9 protein-coding genes and 4 pseudogenes are annotated in these 20,866 nt (G+C 56.1%); 2 read left to right on the top strand and 11 right to left on the bottom strand.

The genetic code is table 11. From position 1 onward, the window contains the following. Window positions 1-187 precede the first annotated feature (187 nt). The 6 genes and pseudogenes from WNZ14_RS19150 to WNZ14_RS19175 all read right to left on the bottom strand — a co-directional run bounded on the left by WNZ14_RS19150 (window position 188) and on the right by WNZ14_RS19175 (window position 10,351). Complete coding sequence (locus tag WNZ14_RS19150) at window positions 188-1,738, bottom strand: MBL fold metallo-hydrolase (RefSeq protein WP_342870286.1); 1,551 nt, start codon at window positions 1,736-1,738, stop codon at window positions 188-190. Continuing rightward, window positions 1,731-5,426: a S8 family serine peptidase gene (locus tag WNZ14_RS19155; RefSeq protein ID WP_342870287.1), complete on the bottom strand. Its 3,696-nt coding sequence runs from the start codon at window positions 5,424-5,426 to the stop codon at window positions 1,731-1,733. Before WNZ14_RS19155 ends, WNZ14_RS19150 begins: the two co-directional genes overlap by 8 nt. A 288-nt stretch (window positions 5,427-5,714) precedes the next feature. After that, window positions 5,715-6,044 (bottom strand): annotated as a pseudogene (locus WNZ14_RS19160) (transposase); the annotation flags it as partial. A 241-nt stretch (window positions 6,045-6,285) separates the two neighbouring features. Continuing rightward, complete coding sequence (locus WNZ14_RS19165) at window positions 6,286-6,840, bottom strand: hypothetical protein (protein ID WP_342870288.1); 555 nt, start codon at window positions 6,838-6,840, stop codon at window positions 6,286-6,288. Continuing rightward, on the bottom strand, window positions 6,837-7,316 hold the full coding sequence (locus WNZ14_RS19170) for a hypothetical protein (protein ID WP_342870289.1): 480 nt from the start codon (window positions 7,314-7,316) through the stop codon (window positions 6,837-6,839). Before WNZ14_RS19170 ends, WNZ14_RS19165 begins: the two co-directional genes overlap by 4 nt. Beyond that, window positions 7,313-10,351, bottom strand: coding sequence for a CHAT domain-containing protein (locus WNZ14_RS19175; protein WP_342870290.1), 3,039 nt, complete (start codon window positions 10,349-10,351; stop codon window positions 7,313-7,315). The genes WNZ14_RS19170 and WNZ14_RS19175 overlap by 4 nt, the downstream gene beginning before the upstream one ends. A 147-nt stretch (window positions 10,352-10,498) precedes the next feature. On the opposite strand from WNZ14_RS19175, the pseudogene WNZ14_RS19180 reads away from it, so the two are divergent. Beyond that, window positions 10,499-11,585, top strand: a pseudogene (locus tag WNZ14_RS19180) (IS3 family transposase). A 135-nt stretch (window positions 11,586-11,720) separates the two neighbouring features. Here WNZ14_RS19180 and WNZ14_RS19185 read toward each other — a convergent pair. The 4 genes and pseudogenes from WNZ14_RS19185 to WNZ14_RS19200 all read right to left on the bottom strand — a co-directional run. After that, window positions 11,721-14,150, bottom strand: coding sequence for an NACHT domain-containing protein (locus tag WNZ14_RS19185; RefSeq protein WP_342870291.1), 2,430 nt, complete (start codon window positions 14,148-14,150; stop codon window positions 11,721-11,723). A 437-nt stretch (window positions 14,151-14,587) separates the two neighbouring features. After that, a complete protein-coding gene (locus tag WNZ14_RS19190) occupies window positions 14,588-16,336 on the bottom strand; it encodes an ATP-binding protein (RefSeq protein WP_342870292.1) in 1,749 nt (582 codons plus the stop codon). Then, window positions 16,333-17,370: an SIR2 family protein gene (locus WNZ14_RS19195; RefSeq protein WP_342870293.1), complete on the bottom strand. Its 1,038-nt coding sequence runs from the start codon at window positions 17,368-17,370 to the stop codon at window positions 16,333-16,335. Before WNZ14_RS19195 ends, WNZ14_RS19190 begins: the two co-directional genes overlap by 4 nt. Window positions 17,371-17,962: 592 nt before the next feature. Further along, window positions 17,963-18,166: pseudogene (locus tag WNZ14_RS19200) on the bottom strand (transposase); the annotation flags it as partial. A 60-nt stretch (window positions 18,167-18,226) separates the two neighbouring features. Between WNZ14_RS19200 and WNZ14_RS19205 the strand changes: the two are divergent. After that, window positions 18,227-19,432 carry an IS256 family transposase gene (locus WNZ14_RS19205; protein WP_342870294.1) on the top strand — a complete coding sequence of 402 codons (1,206 nt, stop codon included), beginning with the start codon at window positions 18,227-18,229 and terminating at the stop codon, window positions 19,430-19,432. A gap of 33 nt (window positions 19,433-19,465) precedes the next feature. Here the strand turns inward: WNZ14_RS19205 and WNZ14_RS19210 are convergent. Continuing rightward, window positions 19,466-20,379: pseudogene (locus tag WNZ14_RS19210) on the bottom strand (IS3 family transposase); the annotation flags it as partial. Window positions 20,380-20,866: the final 487 nt, after the last annotated feature.

Consider the following 20,866-nt stretch of genomic DNA (forward strand, 5'->3'; position numbering starts at 1 on the left):
ATCAAATCCGCGACAAGAACCACATCGGGGGTATGTCTCGCATTTTGCAAAGGGCGAATAATTCCAAGTTATGTGAATTTGCGTTCCCGTTATGGTTACATGATGCAATCCATATTGCAACCAACGCATATCTGCAGACGGACAAATCTAGATGTACTCTCTGTCCCAAAATTGTACCGTAATTCTCTCAAGCCAGTTCGACTTCGACCCAGAGCCCGCCAGAGCCGAATGCTGGATCACGTACGCCATGCTTGACGGACCGAATCGAGCCTGACGGAACCTGAAAACCCGGCTTCCCGTTCTTGTCCGCAAGCCAGGCGTCATCGGCGCGCACAACGCGCTTGCCCGTCTTCGCCTCAAGATCGGCGACGATGGTATCGTAGGGCATGTCGCCCCAATGGACTTTCGTGGCATCGCCCTTGTTGGTGGGAATGAACGCGGACAGATCCGGGTTCGTCATCATCGAAAGACCCTTAGCCATGGGCGTGGCATTCTGGCTGCCGTGATGGGCGACCTTCAGGAAAACCGTGCGGCCAAGCAGATCCGCGGCATGCACCGTCGAGCCGCCAACCTCCCACGAGCTGTCCTGCCAGCTCAGCCAGTTGCCGATCTGGGCATCGCCGGGAAACAGAAAGACCCGTCCGCTGTCGACCAGTTCGAACGCCAGCACTAGGCTGGTATTGTTGACGCCCCGGTCAAGCTGCATGGCCAGATCGGCGGCAACGCCCAGCCAATCGGCATCGATCCTGCGCCACGACTGGTCGCGCACCACCACGTCGTCGATCCTGGGTTTGGGGCCGGTCGCGGGCAGGCTCTTGACGTAGTGGGCCTGCACGAACTCGGTGATCGTCGATGCAAGGTTTCCTGAAATAGCACCGCTGAGCGGTTCGCCGATATGGGATTCGAAGGGGCTGAGACTGTCCCCACCGCCATCCGCCGGACCCTCGGTGGCCGCAAGGCTGGCAGTCAGCCGCTCGGCAAGCGGATACATTTCGCTCGCCTTTTCCTCCAGTCTGAGCGCCTTCCGGTCGCGGGGTGGGCCCAGCACGTAGACCCTGACATTGGTCAGTCCGGGAATGATGAATGGCTGTGTTTCCGGTCCGAAATAGCTCGGCGGCTGCTTCTTTGACAGGCCCGACGCCGCATCGCGCGCCGCACGCACCCTTTCCCCCGCCGCGCCGAACTGGAAGCCTAGCAGCGACTGCATGCCGTCCCTCAATCCTGCGACAAAGCCTTTTTCTTCTGCCGTTTCGGCATCGAGCCTGCGGCTTGCGCCTTGCAGCGCGGTGATTGCCGCCCCCTTGAACTTGTCGAGGGCGACGGCATCGGGATCGCCCGGATTCTCGCTCCAGGCCATCCAGACCTCGCCGACGCTGATGGTCTTGAATATCTCGGCGGCGTAAAGGAAACCCGACACATGGTCCCAGTGCTCGTGGGTGACGACCAGCACATCAAGCTTGCCCCCGCAGGCCTCCTTGATATCCGCCGCTATCGCCTGGATGAGCTTCGAACCACCCGACACCGAGGAGTGGACACCGCAATCGATCAGCATCCGAAACGGCGAACCGTCGGGCTTGCTGAAGGTCAGCAGATGGCTGTCGCCGATCCCCTGGCAATAGTGGCGCACCGTCAATTTTGGCGCTGGCTGCTGGTGCGGCGAAACGTTGACCGCGGCGCTGACTTGCGCCTTTGCACGGGTGCCCTTGCGCCGTGTCCGGTTGGCTGGCTTCCTAGGCATCTTCTCCCTCCCCATGGTCGCCATGCAGGAGTGCGAAAGGCTCCGCTGCGGTTGCACCGAAATAAAGCGCCCTCAGCGGCGACATGAAATGCGCCGCGGCAGTTTTTGATTGCCGATCCTGCCGATCGTGACTGCCGGTGTTCTTGATGATGGCATAGCGTATTTCGGCATTGTCCTCCCGCGGGTCGATGATCACCGTCGCGCCACCCCTGAACCAACTGAAATTCTCGCCCTCGGCAACGCCCTCAAGCGCAATCTTGCCATCCAGCCGCAGCGGCAAACGCTGCTGGACAACCGCGATCAGTTCGATCCGGAATGACCCGTCAGGATCCACCCGGCGCGTTGGCCGAACGCCCAAGACATCGAACGTCGTTTCCCCTGCTCTCGCCTTCCGCTTCAAGGTTCCGTTCTCATTGTAGCGCGGCAGATCGGCCTGTAGTCCAAACTGACGACAGACATCGGGATCACTTTTGAAGATAGCCTTCAGCTTGCGCCAGAACGTCCAGCGATTGGCCTCATGCAGATCGAATATCTTCGAACGGTCGAAACGATTGTCCCAGCTGAGATCGATGTCTTTCAGCAACCCCGGCAGCCAGTCCGGCGACGGGTCCGCTGGCGCTTCCCAGGACAGCGTTTCATCCGAGAATACCCGCACATTGCGCGGCAACAGCTTCCATCGGCGGAAGGCATCCATGAAGGCAAGCCGGTAATTGAGGCTGTCGACGGGATAGATATCGATATCGGCGGTGATGATCGCCCGAAGATATTCGCCGAAGGTGATATCAACCGCCGGACAATAATCGAGCGCGCGAATGCAGATCGTCAGGACATGATCTGCCGTCTTGCTGACTTCCTCGGTGAGCCGTTCCACCAGCACGGGATGAAGCGCCCCCTCCGGCAGGATCCGGGTTCCGTTGGTTGCAAGACGCACGAGGTCATTTGTGCGCCGCTCGACAATTTTCAGAAAGGCCTCGTAGACCGCATAAACCAGGATAGAGCCGCGGGCATGGGCTTCGAAACTCTTGTTGTAGTCGAGCCCGACCATGCCGCTCTCGCCATAATTGCGGAGCGGCCCCTGGCGCCCGGTTCCTTCGCCAAACTGCTTGGCAAGGCCGGAGAGAAGATTGCGCGAGGAAGCAATGCCCTTTTGGGTCTTGGCCATTTCGAAACGGACGAGCTCCTTCATCGTGAAATGCTGGAACAGGGCAACGATGTCGGCAAAGGCTTCATGAAATGCCGGGACATCGGGATTGGAGGCTTCCTGAAAGCGCCTGTGCAACCCGTCCAGCAATGCATGCGAGGTCTCATGGGCGATGATGTCCGACGACAGGCAGGAGAAAACCATCGATCCCTGCGGCGTGTCCACCTCAAGATCGCTTTCCGCCGGAAAATAGCCGAACAGCAGGGCCTTCTTATCGGGGCTGTAATAGGCATTCTCTGCGCGCAGGGCATGCGGATAAATGCGCAGTCTGGGGACGTCGTAGCCCTTCATGCGGGTCACGCCACCACGCCCCTTGTATTCGCCGTAACGCGGCGCCCAGAGTGCCTTGCGGCCAAGCGCCCGCTCAAAATGCCCGATCGTCGTCATGGCGACCGCATAGACCATTTGCTGGTGGAATTGCGGGCTGCCCTCCGAAGGAGCAAGCCCATCCTGCGCCAGCAGCGTCTTGTCGTTCAGATCGACCGGTGCGTAGACCCTGTTCGAGGCGGGATCGACGTCAATGACCTCAAGATATTCGCCGATAGGGCCAGGAAGCAGCGGGTCGGCCACCGGCCCATCGTCCCAAGGAACGCTCAGCGTCGCCTCATGGATTTCGACAGTCGAGATGTTCTTGGCGATGGACGGATCAAGCGCAAAGACACGCAAGCGCCTGGGCGGCGGCGGCGGAACACGCGGCTTGCGCCGTACAGTTTCAGTCGGCCGTGGCGGCTCCTCGACCGCCACCGCGGCAACCCGTTTCCTTCCAAGTGCTGCTTCAAGCACGGCCTTGAGGGGCTTTGATGGATTGCCCTCCTCAAGGGCCGCCTCGAGATAGCGGCTGCGCGCCGTTGGCGGTATCTTGCCGGGATCGGCGCCCGGATCCGGGATCGCCTCGTCCACCGCGGATACGCGCTGCGCCATCTGGGTCAGTTCAAGCGCCAGCATGCGCTGCTTCTGTTGTGCCGCCGTGCCAAGCGGCGCAAGGCTGACCCCGCCGCCAACGAGCATGTCGAGCCAGCTCCAGCTCTCCCGTGCAGGCTTGAGTTTCTTCAGCTTGGCTTCCGCTAGCGGCGCAATGGCCAGCGCGTCCTCGGCACGCAGCACGCCCTGCCCGATCTTGCGGTGTGTCTCCCTGGCATCCATCATCGGCGTCGACTTCTGTGCCGCCGCGAACAGCGCGTAGCGGACGGCCTCGACCCGCATCCAGGGCTCAGAATAGGTCTTCACCTTGTCCCAGTGCTCCGCCAGCCACAGCGCCGCCGCCGCAGCGATCTGCGGTGTGGCCGCAGAGGTCCCCGCGCCATCCATGTCAACGACCTTGCCGCAATCGATCTCGGCCCAGGGAACGTTTGGCGTATAGGCGCCCAGCGCCGTATCCATCTTCTCGTCCGGCCCGTAATTGCCCTGCATGGTTCTGAAATGCAGCCCGGAATAGGCCCGGCCGTCGGCCATCACGCCACAGGCGGCCAGCACGCGTTTGTAGCGTGCCGGGAAAACGATGCTCTTCGGCGGAAGCGGCACGCCGGCATAATTGTTGCCTGCCGCTGTGACCATCACCAGCCCGCTCTCATAGGCGAGATTGACGGCATCCACGAGCGCCGAAGAGGACACGCCCCCCATGCTCATGGTCAGCACATGCGCGCCCTGCTGCCGCGCATAATCGAACCCCTGAACCATGGTGCCGACCGAAAACCGGGCCACCCAGTTGGCAATGCGAACGGGAATGATGCGGGCGAGCGGCGCGGCGCCGACATAGTCGGCAAAACCGCCCCAGCCCGGAGAATGGCCGTCAAGCTTGTTGCCGGCAAGCAGGCCGAGCGTGCCAGTGCCATGGCCGCGATTCGCTATCGGACTGCCGGCGGGGGCATGGTCAACCGCATCGTTCGGCCCATGCCCGTCATCGACGAAGTTGCGCCAAAGCGCCTGTTCAACAAGATGCTTTGGCACTGTGGCATGCTTCGGGTCGAGTCCCGTATCGAGATGGGCAATGGTGATCTTTTTCTGCTTGCTGCCGACTTTCGCGCACGCGGCGGCAAACTGGCTGTAGGCGTCGCCGAAATTCCATGCGGCGACATCCTCTACGCCGGCCTTTCCACCGCGCTTGTCCTGATCGTCGAACTTGCAGCTGGGACTGGCGCTTGCCGCCATCCCGCGCAAGCCGCCATCCCTGTCGGTATAGTCCCACAGCTGTTCGAAGTCCGGCTCGACGGCGATGACCGCCGGGCCGCCGGCGGCGTTGAAGGCTTCGCCCCGTTCGAAGAGCGCAAAGGCATCATCCCAGGGATTGTCCGATCGCCGCGCCGAACCGCCGATTTTCAGCCAGGTCGCACCCTCGCCGCCGGTCAGGCCCATCGGTCCTCCCGTTTCGGGCGGCAATGTCAGGATGGGCTGGGTGCTCGCCTTGCTGAGCCCAAGCGAACGGTGGCCCCTATCGAAATTCGCCCCGTCGCCACGTATCTTGATGAGGAGTCCCGTGGAATTTGGCATGCCCAGTCACCTCCACTCGCCTTGGCCAGGCCAATCTAAACAACTGCGCTTCCCTCCATACCCATATATTCCCGACCAGAAGAATACAGTACACAACCGTTACGAGAATTCAAGACGAGGCGCCCTGCCGGGCAGTTTCGACGTCAATAATCATGTCAAACGGTCGTCACTTTCCCTGGACTCGAACCAACACCCTGTGTCTTTGTTTGCCAGGGTATCTCATTCTTCGTCGCCCCCATCTATTACACGGCAGGTGATGCGTGCATCACCGAGAGGGCGAGATCATGCTTTTTTGAGCAGACGGTTCTCCAAAGTCAGGTCGCCGAAGCACTCCTTCAGCGCGCCGGTCTCGCGACGCAGGTCCTTCACGTCGTCGGTGGTGGCAGCCCGTGCTGTGTCACAAGCCAGGCGGCGCTTGCCGGCTTCCATGAACTCCTTCGACCAAGTGTAATAGAGGCTCTGGGCAATGCTTTCCTTGCGGCGAAGCTCAGCGATGCTGTCGTCGCCGCGCAGGCCCTCCAACACGATCCGGATTTTGTCTTCCGCTGAGAAATGCCGACGTGTCGCACGACGGATGTCTTTCACAACCTGCTCAGCAGGCGCTTGGCGCTTGAGGATTTGGGTCTCATCTTCGTTCCTTCGATACTACGACGAAACCAAAACCCTCCTCAAATCACAACCTCAAATCTGGGCCATAGGTGCTGACATGGAACAGTTCTTACTTCGATCTCAAAAGTCGGACAGACCCACCACTTTCGTGTCGTGACGCCAAACCGTCGCTCCCGCAGACTCGAAGTGCCCCCCAATAGATCATCCATTGTTCTTGACCGAATAAGGGACTGCAAAATCCCGATTGATTTTATTTGTAGCAGTTATCTGATCCCGTCCCGGCGAGTTCCTTTACGCCAACGCCGTAGGTTTCGGCATAACTGTTTGCCATAAAGTCCGCATATGGTTTGTAGAGGCAATAGAAGGAACGGGCTTCTGGCTGGAAGAAATCCTGGGCGGACTTCTTGTCGCAAAGCTTGCTGCGCACACAGATCGCAAGTTCGTCGAAGAACGAGATGAGTAGGGACACATCTTGCTCGAGATCAGCCCGGTTCCCGCCCGGCAACGAATTCAGCACACTGAAGACCAGTTGGCGGTGTCTTCGTTCAAATCGAGCGGGATCCACGCTGGCCGCGCGCAATTGCTCCAATTGCGCGCGGGCAGTCAGCCAAGCCTTGCCAAGATCGATACGCGCTCCGAGCAACCCGTCCTTGCCATACCTCTCGACATAGTTAAGGGTTTGGGTGACTCGGCGTTGGTGCAGAACATCGGCGAACTGGACAAGGCCCCAAGCAAAACCAACGGCGGCGAGCACCAGGCCGATACCTTTCAGCCAAAGATCGATCTTATCCTTGAGTGTCATCATGGCCGGTCCGCTGCTGTCGCAGTGTTCGTTGTCGAGCAATTTCCTAGGTCCAATTTCGTCTGCGCATACTCGACCCCAATTACCACGCCGTGGCCCCAAGAGAGATCGACAGACGGCGCCGATATTGTGCTGGCGTGTTGAACGAGGCATTTCAGTCCGTCCTTGCGGATTGCAAGCCGAACTGGAGGTGCCGCCGTCGGATCAGGCCTCATCGACACATCGGGAGTGCCGATCCGTACCGAGTTTTCGATACTTTCGCGATCGACGCTCGCCGGACAGAGATCGCCGAAGAACTCCAGCGGGTCATCGGGCAACGCTTGCAACCAGCCAGCATTGTCGACGAGGCATCTCACTATTTTGAGGGAAATTTCCTTTGGCTCCATGTCCTGACCAGCCGCAAAAGTCGATGCTTGCGAAACATAGATCATACAGCCCGAGATAAGGGAAAGCGCTGTTTTTTGCGGAAAAACTCTCATGATCCAAGTGCACCCGTGTAGATTAGCCCTGCCCAATAATATGGGGAATTGAAGACGGGAAGTCGGCCGGACGATGCAAGATAGGCACGGAAATTTGCCAATGCTGAACGAGCTGAACTGTCGCGCATCGCCAGCGGCAAGTACCGGCTCTCGACGATCGCAAGTAACTCTGAGGCTGGCGCGTTGGCAAGCCAGTTCTGAGCCAGCGAAAGCGCTCGCGGCGGCGCCGCGCCATGTCTCATTTCCTGGTGAAACCGTTCCATCAGCAACATGGTGGCGAATTCGTTGACCGGCCATAGGCTCGCGATAACGCCATCCGCGCCCAGCGCCAGAAATGCGCCGGCCAACCCTTCATATTCGTTGCTGGCTGTCCTTACGCCGACAATTCCAGTCTCGCAGGCCGACAGGATAACCAGCCGCGGGGCACCACTTCCTCCGGCGCCTTGGATCTCCGAAACAGACAGTTGATCGCCATTGGCCATCACGAGGTAGGACTTGAGCGGATCAACTGGGTCATACTTGCCATGGCCAACAAACAGTAACGTCCCCGCATTTTTAAATGCAGTGAGGAACCGCGCCGGCGTGACTTCTCTTGGGGAGAGGTTCTCGCTCTTGCCCTTCCATACTTCGGAGGCAACCTTAGCCTCAATGTTGGACACAGGAAGACCGTAGTCATTGCTCGGGTTCGATACGGTGACGAGCAGGTCGGGCTGCTTCTGCGAAGCCTTTCCTGAAAGGAATGCCAAGCTTGGTAGATAGGAAACCTCATAGTCTGCGATCAGCCGCCTCCCGCCTGGCAGGATGGCGGAATGAAGCGGCAGAATCGCAAGCTCGCCCTGAACAGATAAGGCAATTTGATTGAACGGCAACGAAAATTGCTGTTTTGACCAATCCAGAACTGGCGCAGCGAAGGCCGTTCCCAGCCATAAATCTATGGCGTCGATGCCTTTGGGAAGTTGGTGCGCAACCTGTGCGCCCAAGCTCCCTGAAGCCGTTTCGGCATCGGTCGCCGTCTCGTAGCTTTCTAGCCAACCTCCCTCGCCCGCAACATGCGCCACGACGCTGTCGGCATCAAATCCTTCGAGAAATAGCACCGCGATCGTGGGGCCCTTCGGTGTATTCATAATGGCAAGAACCATAGTGCCCTTTGTGGTGATGACCGGAACAAGCACGAGAACGCCGTCAGGAGGAGGACTGGGACGCCATTGCAGCGCCGAGGGGTAACCGGCATCCTCGAGGTTTTCGCCAAGCCGTTTTTTCATCGCCCGGGCGCGACCAAGTTCCACGACTGATAGCGCCTCCCAAAGTTTGCCCTCGCGGGCGAGTGCATAAGCTGCTCGCTCAAAGCGACGCTTTGAATCCTCCAACGCTGCCTCGCGGATAGGACCATCCATCGCCTGGAACAAGTCCAAGTGCTTGGAGAGCACCGTCATGTAAAGGCTCGCGGCCTCCTGCCATTGCCCCGAATTGAAATCAAGGCTAGCCAAATTGGTGATAGTATCAACATACTCTGACGGCAATGCTTCCGTCGTTCGAATAGTCAGCGCCGCCGTATATGCCCGACGCGCAGATGGAATCAGGTCTGTTTGTTTGCGGTTGGCATAAAGGTTGCCGAGATTATTTTGAAGGGACGCCCATATGCGCAGCTCATGGTTTGCTGCCGCAAACGCAATCGCCTTCTGATAGGCCAGCTCGACGTCCGCAAGCGTCGCGTTTCCCTCAATCAAATTCAGTTGCGTCAGCTCCGCAATATCACCCAGTAATGCAAGTTGCTGGGATATTTCGAGCATATCTTGCTCGCTCGCGGCATCCGCAATAGCTTGTTCAGCATCCTGCAGGAGCTCGTGATCGAGCGTAGCCTGGGACAGAAGGACTGTACCCAAGAGCTGATTGGCGTGAGCACGATTATGATCTTCAAGCTGCTCGACGAGGGCGCGGGCTCTTTGTTCCGCTTCGTCGAGATAGGCTTCGACATTTATCGCCGAAGACGACAATGCCAGAATCAGATTGAATTTTGCGGTCACTCTCATCGGATGGTTTTTTGGAAGCTCACTGACCGCCCGCCGATAGGCCTGGACAGCTCTCTCATTTCTGGTCACGCCGTCGCTGGTGATGCCTTGAAATAAAGCGTTCCCCAATACGAGCAGAGCGCTTCCTTTGGTAGCTGGATCCTCAGCGGCGTCGGCCGCCTGCTGTGCCAGATCCGTTGCCTGCCCAAGCGCGGCCGGTGTTCCTACCGAGATCAGAGATGTAGCCAAGTTGATGCGCTCTCTGACGGCCTTCTGCGGGGCACCTAGCCGTTCGTATTCGGAAATCGCCTTTTCGTGTGCGGCGACACCCGCAGCAAGTTCATCTTCGGTGGGCTTCCGTTCCGCAGGACCAAGGCCCAGTAGCACTGCCTTCTGCGCCAAAAGGTCGGTACGCAGCAGTTCGTCGGCGAATGAAGCAGAGCCCAGCGCGGTGTCGATGGCCGCCAATGCCCGTTGCCAGCCATCTGGGTCACGCCACGTCCGGAGTGCCGACTCGAGCCAAACGGTCCGCTCGAGCACTTCGATGTTATCGACATTTTGTGGAGCCGACTTGCGAAGTTCCTCCAGGAGCGCCCGGGCCTCATCCAACGGCTCTCGGCTGCCTCGCAGTTCGGATTCCTCTTCAAGCAGCCGCAAGCGGACCAGTCGGATTTGTCGCCAGTTCAGACGATCGCTTTGTTTGAGTTCGGAGTCGGCTCTCTCAAGGTACTTGAGCGTTTCCAGTACCTTGGCAAGCGGGTCATCATTGCTCAGATAGGCTTCGATCGATAGCTCATATGCAACCTGCCCGAGGATCGCACGATCGACACCACTCTTACACTCGAGCGCTATCTGGAGCTTAGCTCTGCGGGTCTTTCCAGTATCTTCTAGAAGGAGCTTTTCAATTGCGGTGTTTGCGCAAATAGTGTCGGACAGGGCGGGAGATGCAGTAAGCGTGGCGGCGGCAATAATCATCTTTGAAATGAAGTTAACAACTGCCGGTGCAAGAACACTGTTCGCAAACATGCCCGTTCCTCAGATCTCCGGTGCCTATCTTGCCATTCATTGCATTGTTGAGCAACGACCATTTCGAAAGCGGCGTCGGTAATCCCCCCGCAAAATAACTGGCTTCAAAAGTAGAATTTTCTCGGCAATATGATCGAGGAGATTTTGATGAAGACGAGCAGATTTAGCGAACCACAAATCCTGGCGATCCTGCGCCAGGCCGAAGGCGGCGTCCCGATCCCAGAGTTGTGCCGGGAGACGGGATGAGCACTGCCTCATTTTACAAATGGCGCGCCAAATATGGCGGCATGGATGCGTCTATGATCAGCCAGATGAAGGCTCTGGAAGACGAGAACCGTCGGCTGAAGAAGATGTATGCCGAGATGTCCATGCAAGCCGAACTTCTTAAAGAGGCTCTTGGAAAAAAATGACACGGCCATCTCAACGCCGAGAGATGGCCGGGAAGGCAGTGGCGTTGCGCGGGGTGAGCATTGCGCTTGCCTGCCGCACCTTCGAGGTCAGCGAGACCTGCTATCGGTACAGTGCCAAGCTGAACGACGAGAACGAGCAGATCGCCGACCTGCTGATCGGACTGACGCGGGCGAAGAAGAGCTGGGGCTTCGGCCTATGCTTCCTTTACCTGCGCAATGTCCGGGGACATCACTGGAACCACAAGCGCGTCTACCGCATCTACCGGGAGCTGGAGCTGAACCTGCGGATCAAGCCACGCAAGCGCTTGAAGCGGGATAAGCCCTACACACTGGCCGTCCCGGATCAGCCAAACATGGTCTGGTCCATGGACTTCATGGCGGACCGTCTGGAGGATAGAAGGCAGTTCCGGCTGCTGAACGTCCTGGACGAATTCAACCGCGAAGGGCTGGGCATCGAAGTCGATTTCTCTCTTCCCGCCGAGCGTGTGATCCGCAGCCTGACCCAGATCATCGAATGGCGCGGCAAGCCATATGCCATTCGGGTGGAAAACGGCCCGGAATATGTCAGCGGCAAGCTGATGGAATGGGCTGAGAACCAGGGCATCGCCTTGAACCACATCCAGCCCGACAAGCCGCAGCAGAATGCCTATGTCGAGCGCTAAAACCGCACCGTCCGGCATGAATTGCTCGACCAATACATCATCGAAAGCATCGAGGAGGCACAGGAATTCGCCACGCAATGGCTATGGACCTGCAACAATAAACGGCCCAATATGGGCATCGGCGGCATCACACCCGCACAGAAACTGAAAATGGCTGCGTGAATTCTACTGCAGAGCCCCGTTAAAAACGGGGGGATTACCACCCGTCGAGTTCGAAAGACAGCAGGAAATGAGCACCGAGGGCGTCTAGGAAACTCGGGGCTATTCAATTACAGTTATGCTTGTTCGAGAATGTTCTCATTCATCCTCATCCGTTTCCATGTATTGTAAATCTTTAAAGCTTGAATTTCTTTCAATGAACTCCAAGAATAGCTCACGAGATTTTGACTTCGCCCCCCGTGAATTTGATTGCATCACATTTGTTATGGGGATCACTGGCAGTTGATACTGCATGGCTACCTCCGGAAGCGGCAGCGGTGTCGCAAATCCAGTGCTGTTACGATCTAGCCAGTTGTTGAGGGCGTGCCGCATGGGTCCTAACTGAACATCGAGCGCCCACGTATCTCTATAGTTCGGCTGCATATTCGGCGCCCGCACTACGCTGGCTTGAAGGATTTTTCCTAAGGGAGACCAACGATCCGGCACTCTAAGATCACGAAGGAGGTTTGTTCTTCCCAATTTGAACAATCGGCTCAAAACGTTAGCAACCATGTCAGATAACTCCTCTGCCGGGTTAGGAGCCACCGCGCACTCAACTCTTGTTAGTAGCAGGCTCCAAGCCATAATCGAGACGGCGATATTCTTGCTATCTCGTATAAGGCTTCCTGCCTTAGCAACATCAAAGTCCGTCAAACTGACGGCAGAACCAAAACAGCTAATAAACTCCGGCCATGCGGTGGATTTGTTGAACTGTAGCGGCCAGTCCGCGCGCGAGGGGGTCAAATCCAATAGTGTACTGATGTAGCCAAGGGGAATGGGGAGATGCATACTAAAAGCTGCATCAGACTCCGACTCGCTACCCAATGTTCGCAACCAGCCGGTTATAGATTTTGGATTTGGGTGGTTCAGAAGAAACTCTTCTACTCCCTCCTTCACGAGAGAGGCATACATAGGATGCTGTTGATGATCAGGTGGGTTGTTGACCATATGGTCCGCCACCAAAAACTCAGCAAATGACCTATGCTGAAAGAAGTAGGTGCTACCGCCTTTTTCCTCAAGAAAAGCGCCTAAAAGGTATTCTCGCTTCTTTGATTGCTCATCGCTACTATCACCATCATTCAGATCATCTAATAAAGACGGCGGGATGTCGAAAGCACTGAAAGCGGTTTGTCCAGCCTGTTCGGACCACAACCAGAAGGCCAAGCGTCGGAGGAATTCTAGCCGATTCTCCTCTCCAATTGGGCGTCTTGCATCTTTTTCTACTTCTTTCCTGAGTAAAGATCGAAAGAACAAATCATAAAGTTGCCATTGGCTCACCCGGCGACCGAACTCGTGCAGATCGATTGACGGATCCGAAGCAAGATCGCTAAGTATCTTCGCATGAACAGGTTTGCCAAACACCAACGGCTCAGCTTCGGCTAGTCGATTCACTTCTTCGACACGTTGCTTGATCCACTCCTGTCCGGCATCCTCGGAGCTCACATATGACAGATAGCGCATGACAAATTTCGCGCGATCTTCCGCCGAGAAATCCCGTAGGCGATATTCGGTAAATTCGGGCCAGTCTGGAATTCTATACCAACGATCGTCGGCAATCCGTGCCCGACCTCTCAACACATAGTGTCGCTCATCCACTGAAAGAAATGCATTTGGTCGCCCAAGTAATAATACTCTACTGTTACCACGAACGAGTTTATTGATTTCAATGAGCTGTGAACGAAAATCAGCAAAGGTCATTGCGTGTTTCATTTCATCGAATCCATCTAATATAATTAGAAGACGTCCTTCTGCGTTTAGTTCGAGGAATCGATGAGTGTTAAATGACGGCACCGGGAAATCGTGAGTAAACATAGCGCCAAGCAACCCTTCAAGTCGGGTGTGACCGGTGAAAACGCCCAACTTGATTAAGATTGGGCGACGCAAGCTGGGGTCTTGTAGGCAAAGCTTCGCTTGATAAGAAGCAATCCGTTTTGCCAAGCTGGATTTACCTGCACCATATCCGCCTAAGATGGCAATTGGCTTTGGCGAGTTTCCGGCGACCCACTCTTGGATGTCGGCGAAAATTGAACTGCGTTCTACCTCGGACGAAATATCATGAGTTATTGGACTGTATTCGACAAGAGTGGCCTTTGCTTCAATATAGTAGTTTGATAGCCCGTCTTGGGTAAAAATATTTTCTAGAGTTTCGATGTAGTCAGATAAACCGAGAATTTTGTTTTCAAGCCGCCAAATTGTCTCGTGCCGCATCTGGGTCTGCTCGTCATGGATATAACTTTCCGCATCTGGTGTGATCCCATTGCGTGTGATCAACAACAGCAGGGCCGGAGCGTGTTTCCGGACTAGACCTGAGTAGGCGGCCCAAATCTGCTCGACAGCTCTTCGTCCAAGCGGACCTGCATAGTCTTTACACTCGATGAATACAGCTTCCCTGCGACCAAAATGCTCGTGAACAAAAAAGCCATCGGCCCTCTTACCGTCGGTGCGGACCTCTGCCTTGACTGCGCCATATCGGGCTGAGAGCAAGCGTACTGCATGGTTTCTCAATTCGTCGCCGGGCTTAATATGCATCCTATAATCCTTGACGCGTCGTATATGTTGTAGATCTGTGGGCTGCAATTTTTAGTCTATGAACCCTCAACATTGTTCCGGCAAATATACTATGATTTTACAGGATTGATTTGCGCTGAGGGCTTACTTCAGATTCGTGTTAAGAATTGGCTTTGACTCTGACCATCCAGATTCTGACCGCCAATTATTGGGAGATCGTCAGCTTCCCCGATAAGAACCACAGCTGAGGCACGTAATTCCCCGCCCCAGTTCCCGGATTACTTCAGTTCTTTCGTTTTCTATCAAGCATACCGTACTTTGGTCCGTCATCAACGCCATCTTAGTAGAAGTAATCCATTGCCAACGTCGAGATCAGTCCTGATAGATCCCGCTATGCGACCGCATCGACACACTCGCTAAACATTCGGTCTGTGCAGTCTTGTTAGGCCGAGACGGAGTCAATATGCGCGCGTTTGGCTCCGCAAACATTCAACCGCCGCTTCCAAAAGATTCTCGTCCGGTTGAAGCGCGCCCCATTCTTTCCAAAAATCTCGGGTAGCACTGTCAGGTTGAACTTGGGGTTGATCGAGCTTTATCCTCGTCGGCAATAGAACGGCATCGCCCAAAAGCAGTGCCTCGCCAGTATCGAGCAATGGTAGCATCGCGGTAAGGCCAACAAGAGAGTCCGGCATTAGCCGTTTGATGACATTCTGATCGCTATCGTTTGTTAGCCGCAATGCGAGAAAATTATTGCACTGTGAAAGGATCGTCCTGCTCACATCCGAGGGTCGTTGACTTACTACAAGCAGCGAGAACCCATACTTTCTGCCCTCCTTCGCGATCCGTTCGAACGAGTATAGCGCCTGCCTCTGGACTGCATCGGCGTCATCTTTGACGGGCAGATACAGATGCGCTTCGTCACAGAGGAGCGTGACCGGCGTACGCGCGTCAGCGTTCATCCAGAATTGTACGTCATATAATAGACGCGCGAGCGTTCCCGTGACTACCGGGAGGATGTCCGCAGGAACCTCGGAAAAGTCGACGATCTTGATGCCGTTTCCGGTATCTGCGCGCAGTAGCTTTACGATTTGCTTGGCGAGCCAACCATAGTCCAATGCCTCCGCAGGGGGCGCGAACATAAATCCGTAGCGGCGATCATCAAGTTTTGCCTCAAGGCGTGAGATAAATCGCGTGAGCTTGTTTTCCCAATCTCCGGTAACGGCTTTACCTGTGGCGGCAGATACGCCTTTTGCCGTGTTATCCTCATTGAGTTTGTTCACTAGGTCCGAGATTTTGTAAGGAATCGGCGAGTCAACGGTAAAGGTCTCTTTGACCTTTGTTTTACCGGATGCATCCAACGTTCCGCCCTTCAAATCACGGACATGAAGGGTGAAGCGGGACGCCTGGTTCGGGGCGTTTTGGTCGCTGCGATCTAAAATCATCGACAGCATCTCATCCCTGTTCAGCAGCCAGTACGGCAGAAACAGCGTGTCATCCTTTGACGCGGCGAGATCTCCGGGACCGGCAATTCGAAAGCGCTGAGCAAAGCCGCCGTTGTCCTTGTCGGAAAGAGGCTTGTATTCGCCGTGCATGTCGAACACAATAATATTTGGGTATTTTAGCTTTGCAGCTCTTTCGAGAATAAGTGCCACGGCCCAGCTCTTACCCGATCCGGTACTCCCCAAAATCGCGGCGTGCCGTTGAAAGAACCGATCCCCGCTGGCGATTGCTTCCGCACTGCGGTCGGCGACGAATGTCCCCAGTTTCAAACGCTCGTCGTCAGGAAATCCTTCGCCAAGGATGCCCATGAAACGTTGGAGGTTTCCACCTTCAATAACGAAGCAATGCCGGTCGATTTGAGGGAAGCTATCGGCCCCACGCTTGAATGTGTTAGTTTTGTCGCCGTCCACCGTACGGTACGTGCCGATGACAAATGCCTGCATGTGATCGGATGGTAACACGGTAAGGGCTGCGAACCCGCCACCCTCCGGGTCAGGCAAGTCCTCGCGAAGCGACCGTGTAACCCGATCGGTCATCGCAATGAGATATTCAGCTTGCGTCGCGCCTTTGATGGCGACCAACTGGCCTATCCCAACGCGGGTGAGCATTTCGGAATTAGTAACATCTATAGCCACGCGGCTGGTATCAACACCCGCCACGCGACCAATCTGGTCGTTCTCTGTAAATTCAAGCGCTGCGCCAGTCATGCGGATAGTACCCCCTTAACAAATCCCTCCAAGTCCCAATAATCAATATCAGCAGAAAAAAACTCGTTGCCTTCAAATATGATGTTCGCACCTTGCACCTCGGCCACTTCGCGATATTCGATGGCCACCACATTTTTGTTTTCCAACGCAATTTCTTTAGCTTTTGGAGAAAGCATATGGGTCAGGATTACGGTCTTTACGCCTGATTTTATGCGGGGTGTGAGGTGGGTCTCTAGATGGTCGTCATTGAACCCGTAGCCAACAATGAGAAAACGCCGAGCTTTATCGATGGCATCGTTGCCCTTTTCGCGGTGTTTATCAAAAGGGCTTTCATACCCGTTTCTGAATTTATTCAGCCCCGGCGTGATAATTAGCCGGGGTAGCGGAAGCGTGCCAGCATAGCGAACCGGATTGCCCTCCCGATGATACCAATCAAGGCTACCGTGCGGCTTGAAAACATTCGCTTTGGGCGCCCATTTAAATCGAACGATCTTCGCAACTAACTTTGCATTACGGCAAAAGCTCCACAGACTGTCTAGCGGCGCTAGCTTCGCCGCGAAATGGCCGCAGAACATCGTGTCCACGCCGAGGCCGGCCTCCTCGCACGCAAGTTCGACGAGGCGATCGTAGTTCGTCGTGACGATAGGGATGCCCGTATCTGGTTGGAGCAGATAAGGAAGAAGTTTGGTAAGGCGGAGAGTTTTCGTATGGGTGAATATGTCGGCGATAATTGCCGCTTCGGCATCAGCGATAAAATCCGCTGTGCTTTGGACGATGGCGACCTCCAAAGACTCTGTAGGGGTGTGTTTAAGGAGCGCCGCCTCAAGCCCAACCGTTGAGATCAGCGGATGAATCTGTTCCCATAGATTGTTGTCTTGCTCGGAAAGTCTGGCCGGGAGGGTCGTGACGAGGTGATGGCCAAGTGCTCCCATGCCTGGAACACCTTCGGCACAAGAGAGCCCCGAACCAATCACAAGGACGAGCCCGTCACCGAGGTGCTCCTGTAGCTGTTTCTTTAACGCACTAAGTTTCACGAGCCTCCCACTGACGTCGCTGCGCCATTTCGCGGTTAGGTTACATGGATTACCTTACCGCACGCAAGCAAGTCATTCACAGAAACGGAGATTATTGAACTGCGTGGTCCAGTGTGCGTAAGCACTGGCCGCATTCAATCCGCGCAGGGTTGATCGAGGGTTCCAAAGGGGCGCTAAATGCCCCTGGGTCATGGGGCGTCGGGGAGCTCGAAGGCTCCACCGACTGGCGAACGGACGGCCAGACGTTTGGCCAGGGTTTGGTGCCGATGGGGAGGGAAATCTCCAAGCTCGGCAAGTGGGTTCCGTGAGGGGCAGCGATACACCCTTCACGTCGATGGGTGCAGGGAGAGCGAAGTCTCCTTGTGAGTGATCAACCGGCGAAACGGTTGGCTGGCGTTTCGAGGCTCAAGGCTGAGAAAGTGCCACAGGCCGGGAGGCGCGCAGCGGGCCTCCCTTACCAAGATGGCGTGGGTACTACCACGCACATCTTGCGACCTGAGATACTGGCATATTTCAACTTGTACTACTGCGATGGAATGATGCATCCCTAGCTCATTTAGCCGATGTGACCTGCTCCCCATGGAGTCCGCGTCTATAAGTTAGCCCTGTTCAGGTTTTGGTATTCCTTTGACCGATTAGCATATTCCCGTGTTGTCAAACCAGCGAGGCTTGAATGTGGGCGGTGATTGTTAAAATCGTCACGCCATTCCGCTATCAGATTACGGGCATGGCGTAGGTTGTCGAACAGGTGCTCGTTCAAGAGTTCGTCGCGCATCCGGCCATTGAAGGATTCAACGAGGGACTGTCACGAATTCTGTGCTTCGGGTCATGATGATGGAAAAAGGAGTATCATCGCATGGCCATATCGAAACAGATTTTGGATCAGTTGCTTGGCGACCGCGACCCTAAAGAGGTTTTCAGCAAGGACGGGTTGCTTGACGATCTGAAGAAGGCGCTTGCGGAGCGCATCCTGAACAGCGAGCTCGACCAGCATCTGGAGAACGAGCAGGGCTCGGGCAAGGCGAACCGCCGCAACGGCACCTCACCGAAGACGGTGCAGACGGAAAGCTCGAAGGTGCCGCTGGACATTCCGCGCGACCGTGCCGGCACCTTTGATCCACAGCTGATCGCCCGTTATCAGCGCCGTTTTCCGGGCTTCGACGAGAAGATAATCTCGATGTACGCCCGCGGCATGACGGTTCGGGAGATACAGGGCCATCTGGAGGATATCTATGGCGTCGACGCCTCGCCGGCACTGATTTCCCGGATCACCGACACGGTGATGGAGGCGGTAAAGGAATGGCAGGCCCGTCCGTTGGAAGCCTGCTATCCGCTGATCTTCTTCGATGCGATCCGGGTCAAAATCCGCGACGAGGGCTTCGTCCGCAACAAGGCCGTCTACATCGCGCTTGGCATCCAACCGGACGGCACCAAGGAAGTTCTTGGCATCTGGATCGAGCAGACCGAGGGGGCCAAGTTCTGGATGCGAGTGATGACTGAGCTCAAGAACCGTGGCATCGCCGATGTCTTGATCGCCGTCGTGGACGGGTTGAAAGGCTTCCCGGACGCGATCACCGCCGTTTTCCCCAAGACCGTCGTCCAGACCTGTATCGTCCATCTGATCCGAGCCTCGATGTCGTTTGCCTCCTGGAAGGACCGCAAGGAGGTGGCCAGAGAGTTGCGCGCCGTCTACCGCGCCACCGATGAGACGGCCGCCCTGGAAGCGCTCTATGCCTTCGAAGACAGCCAATGGGGCCAGAAATACCCTCCGATCGCGCAGAGCTGGCGGCGGGCCTGGGAGCATGTCGTTCCATTCTTCGCCTTTCCCGAGGCCGTTCGCCGGATCATCTATACGACGAATGCAATTGAAGCTTTGAACTCAAAGCTCCGCCGGGCAGTCAGGACACGGGGCCATTTCCCCAATGACGACGCCGCCATGAAGCTGCTATATCTGGTTCTCAGCAACGCGGCCGAGGACTGGAAACGGCCGCCGCGCGAATGGGTCGAGGCGAAAAACCAGTTCGCCATTCTCTTCGAAGAACGCTTCAGAGCGTATGAATGAAACCGGCCCGAGCACAAGATTCTGGATAGTCCCTTCAACGAAGCCGTTCTGCATGGGCTTTCCTGGCGCGATGTAGTGCCACTCGACCTTGCTGTCTTCTTGCCACTTCAGGATCGCGTTCGACGTCAGCTCGGTGCCGTTATCGCTGACGACCATGCAGGGATAGCCCCGCATCTCCGCGATGCGGTCCAGTTCGCGCGCGACCCTGATGCCCGACAGTGATGTATCGACAACAGCGGCCAGACATTCCCGGCTGAAGTCATCAATCACGTTCAGGATGCGGAACCGGCGACCACACGACAGGCTGTCTGATACGAAGTCCAGACTCCACCGCTGGTTCGGACCCTGCGGGATTGCCATCGGCGCTCTGGTGCCCAAGGCACGCTTCCGTCCGCCACGTTTGCGCACGGTGAGCCCTTCCTCCTTGTAGAGGCGATACAGCTTCTTCCAGTTCACTTGCCACCCCTCACGCCGCAGCAAGACATGCAGACGCCGATAGCCGAACCGCCGTCGTTCAGACGATAAATCCTTCAGCCGTGCTCGTAGCTCAGCATCTTCCGTCCGTGTTGGCGGCCGCCGATAAACACGTGGATCGATAACCGCCAAAGCAAAGGCTCGCCGCTGATGGTATCCCTTTTGTGTCATGGCCCAATTCGCGGCACGCCGCCGCGCACCAGGCCTTAGAAGTTTTTTCCCAGCATTTCCTTCAGCGTCGAGACATCCATCATCTGCTCCGCCAGCAGCTTTTTGAGTTTGGCGTTCTCAGCCTCCAACGCTTTCAGCTTCTTGGCATCCGATACTTCCATGCCGCCAAACTTCGCGCGCCACTTATAGAAGGTCGCGTCGCTGACGCCGTGTTTTCGGCATAGCTCCTTCGCACCCAGCCCTGCCTAGTGCTCCTTCAGAATGCCAATGATCCGTTCCTCGGTGAACCTTGATCGTTTCATCGTCTGTCTCCTTCAGTAGGAACAGACTAACCTCAATTCGAGGACGTTTCAGGGGAGCAGGTCAGGCCGCAAGAATTCGGGAAACCGGGATTTGCACGTTACGTCTACAAACTTTGACGAACCGAGGGGGCATGCCCTCTGATCTGCTCCCCTTCTGATTCCACCGAATGATCTGGTAGCCAAGCTCCCGCGAGCCCAATTTTTGCGGCAGATCATCCAATGGAAAAAGCGATGGGGAGTTTCAGCGGCGGCGCTAAATTATGCGCTTAGTAAGAACGAACTGATTTCCGAATGGCACTATCGCGGCAATTATATTCAACTGAATAAACTCGGCCGGGAAAACGAACCCGACGCTATGGAACAGGAAACATCTCAGGTCTGTAGAAAAATCCTGACGGCGCTATGGGCCGAGGGCGTATCCACATCCCATATAGCGAGAGTACTATCTCTCCCTGAAAGGGAAATTTCAAATCTGCTGTTTGGAATT

The organism is Hoeflea sp. AS60, assembly GCF_038900115.1.
In the GTDB taxonomy this organism is placed as follows: Bacteria; Pseudomonadota; Alphaproteobacteria; order Rhizobiales; family Rhizobiaceae; genus Hoeflea.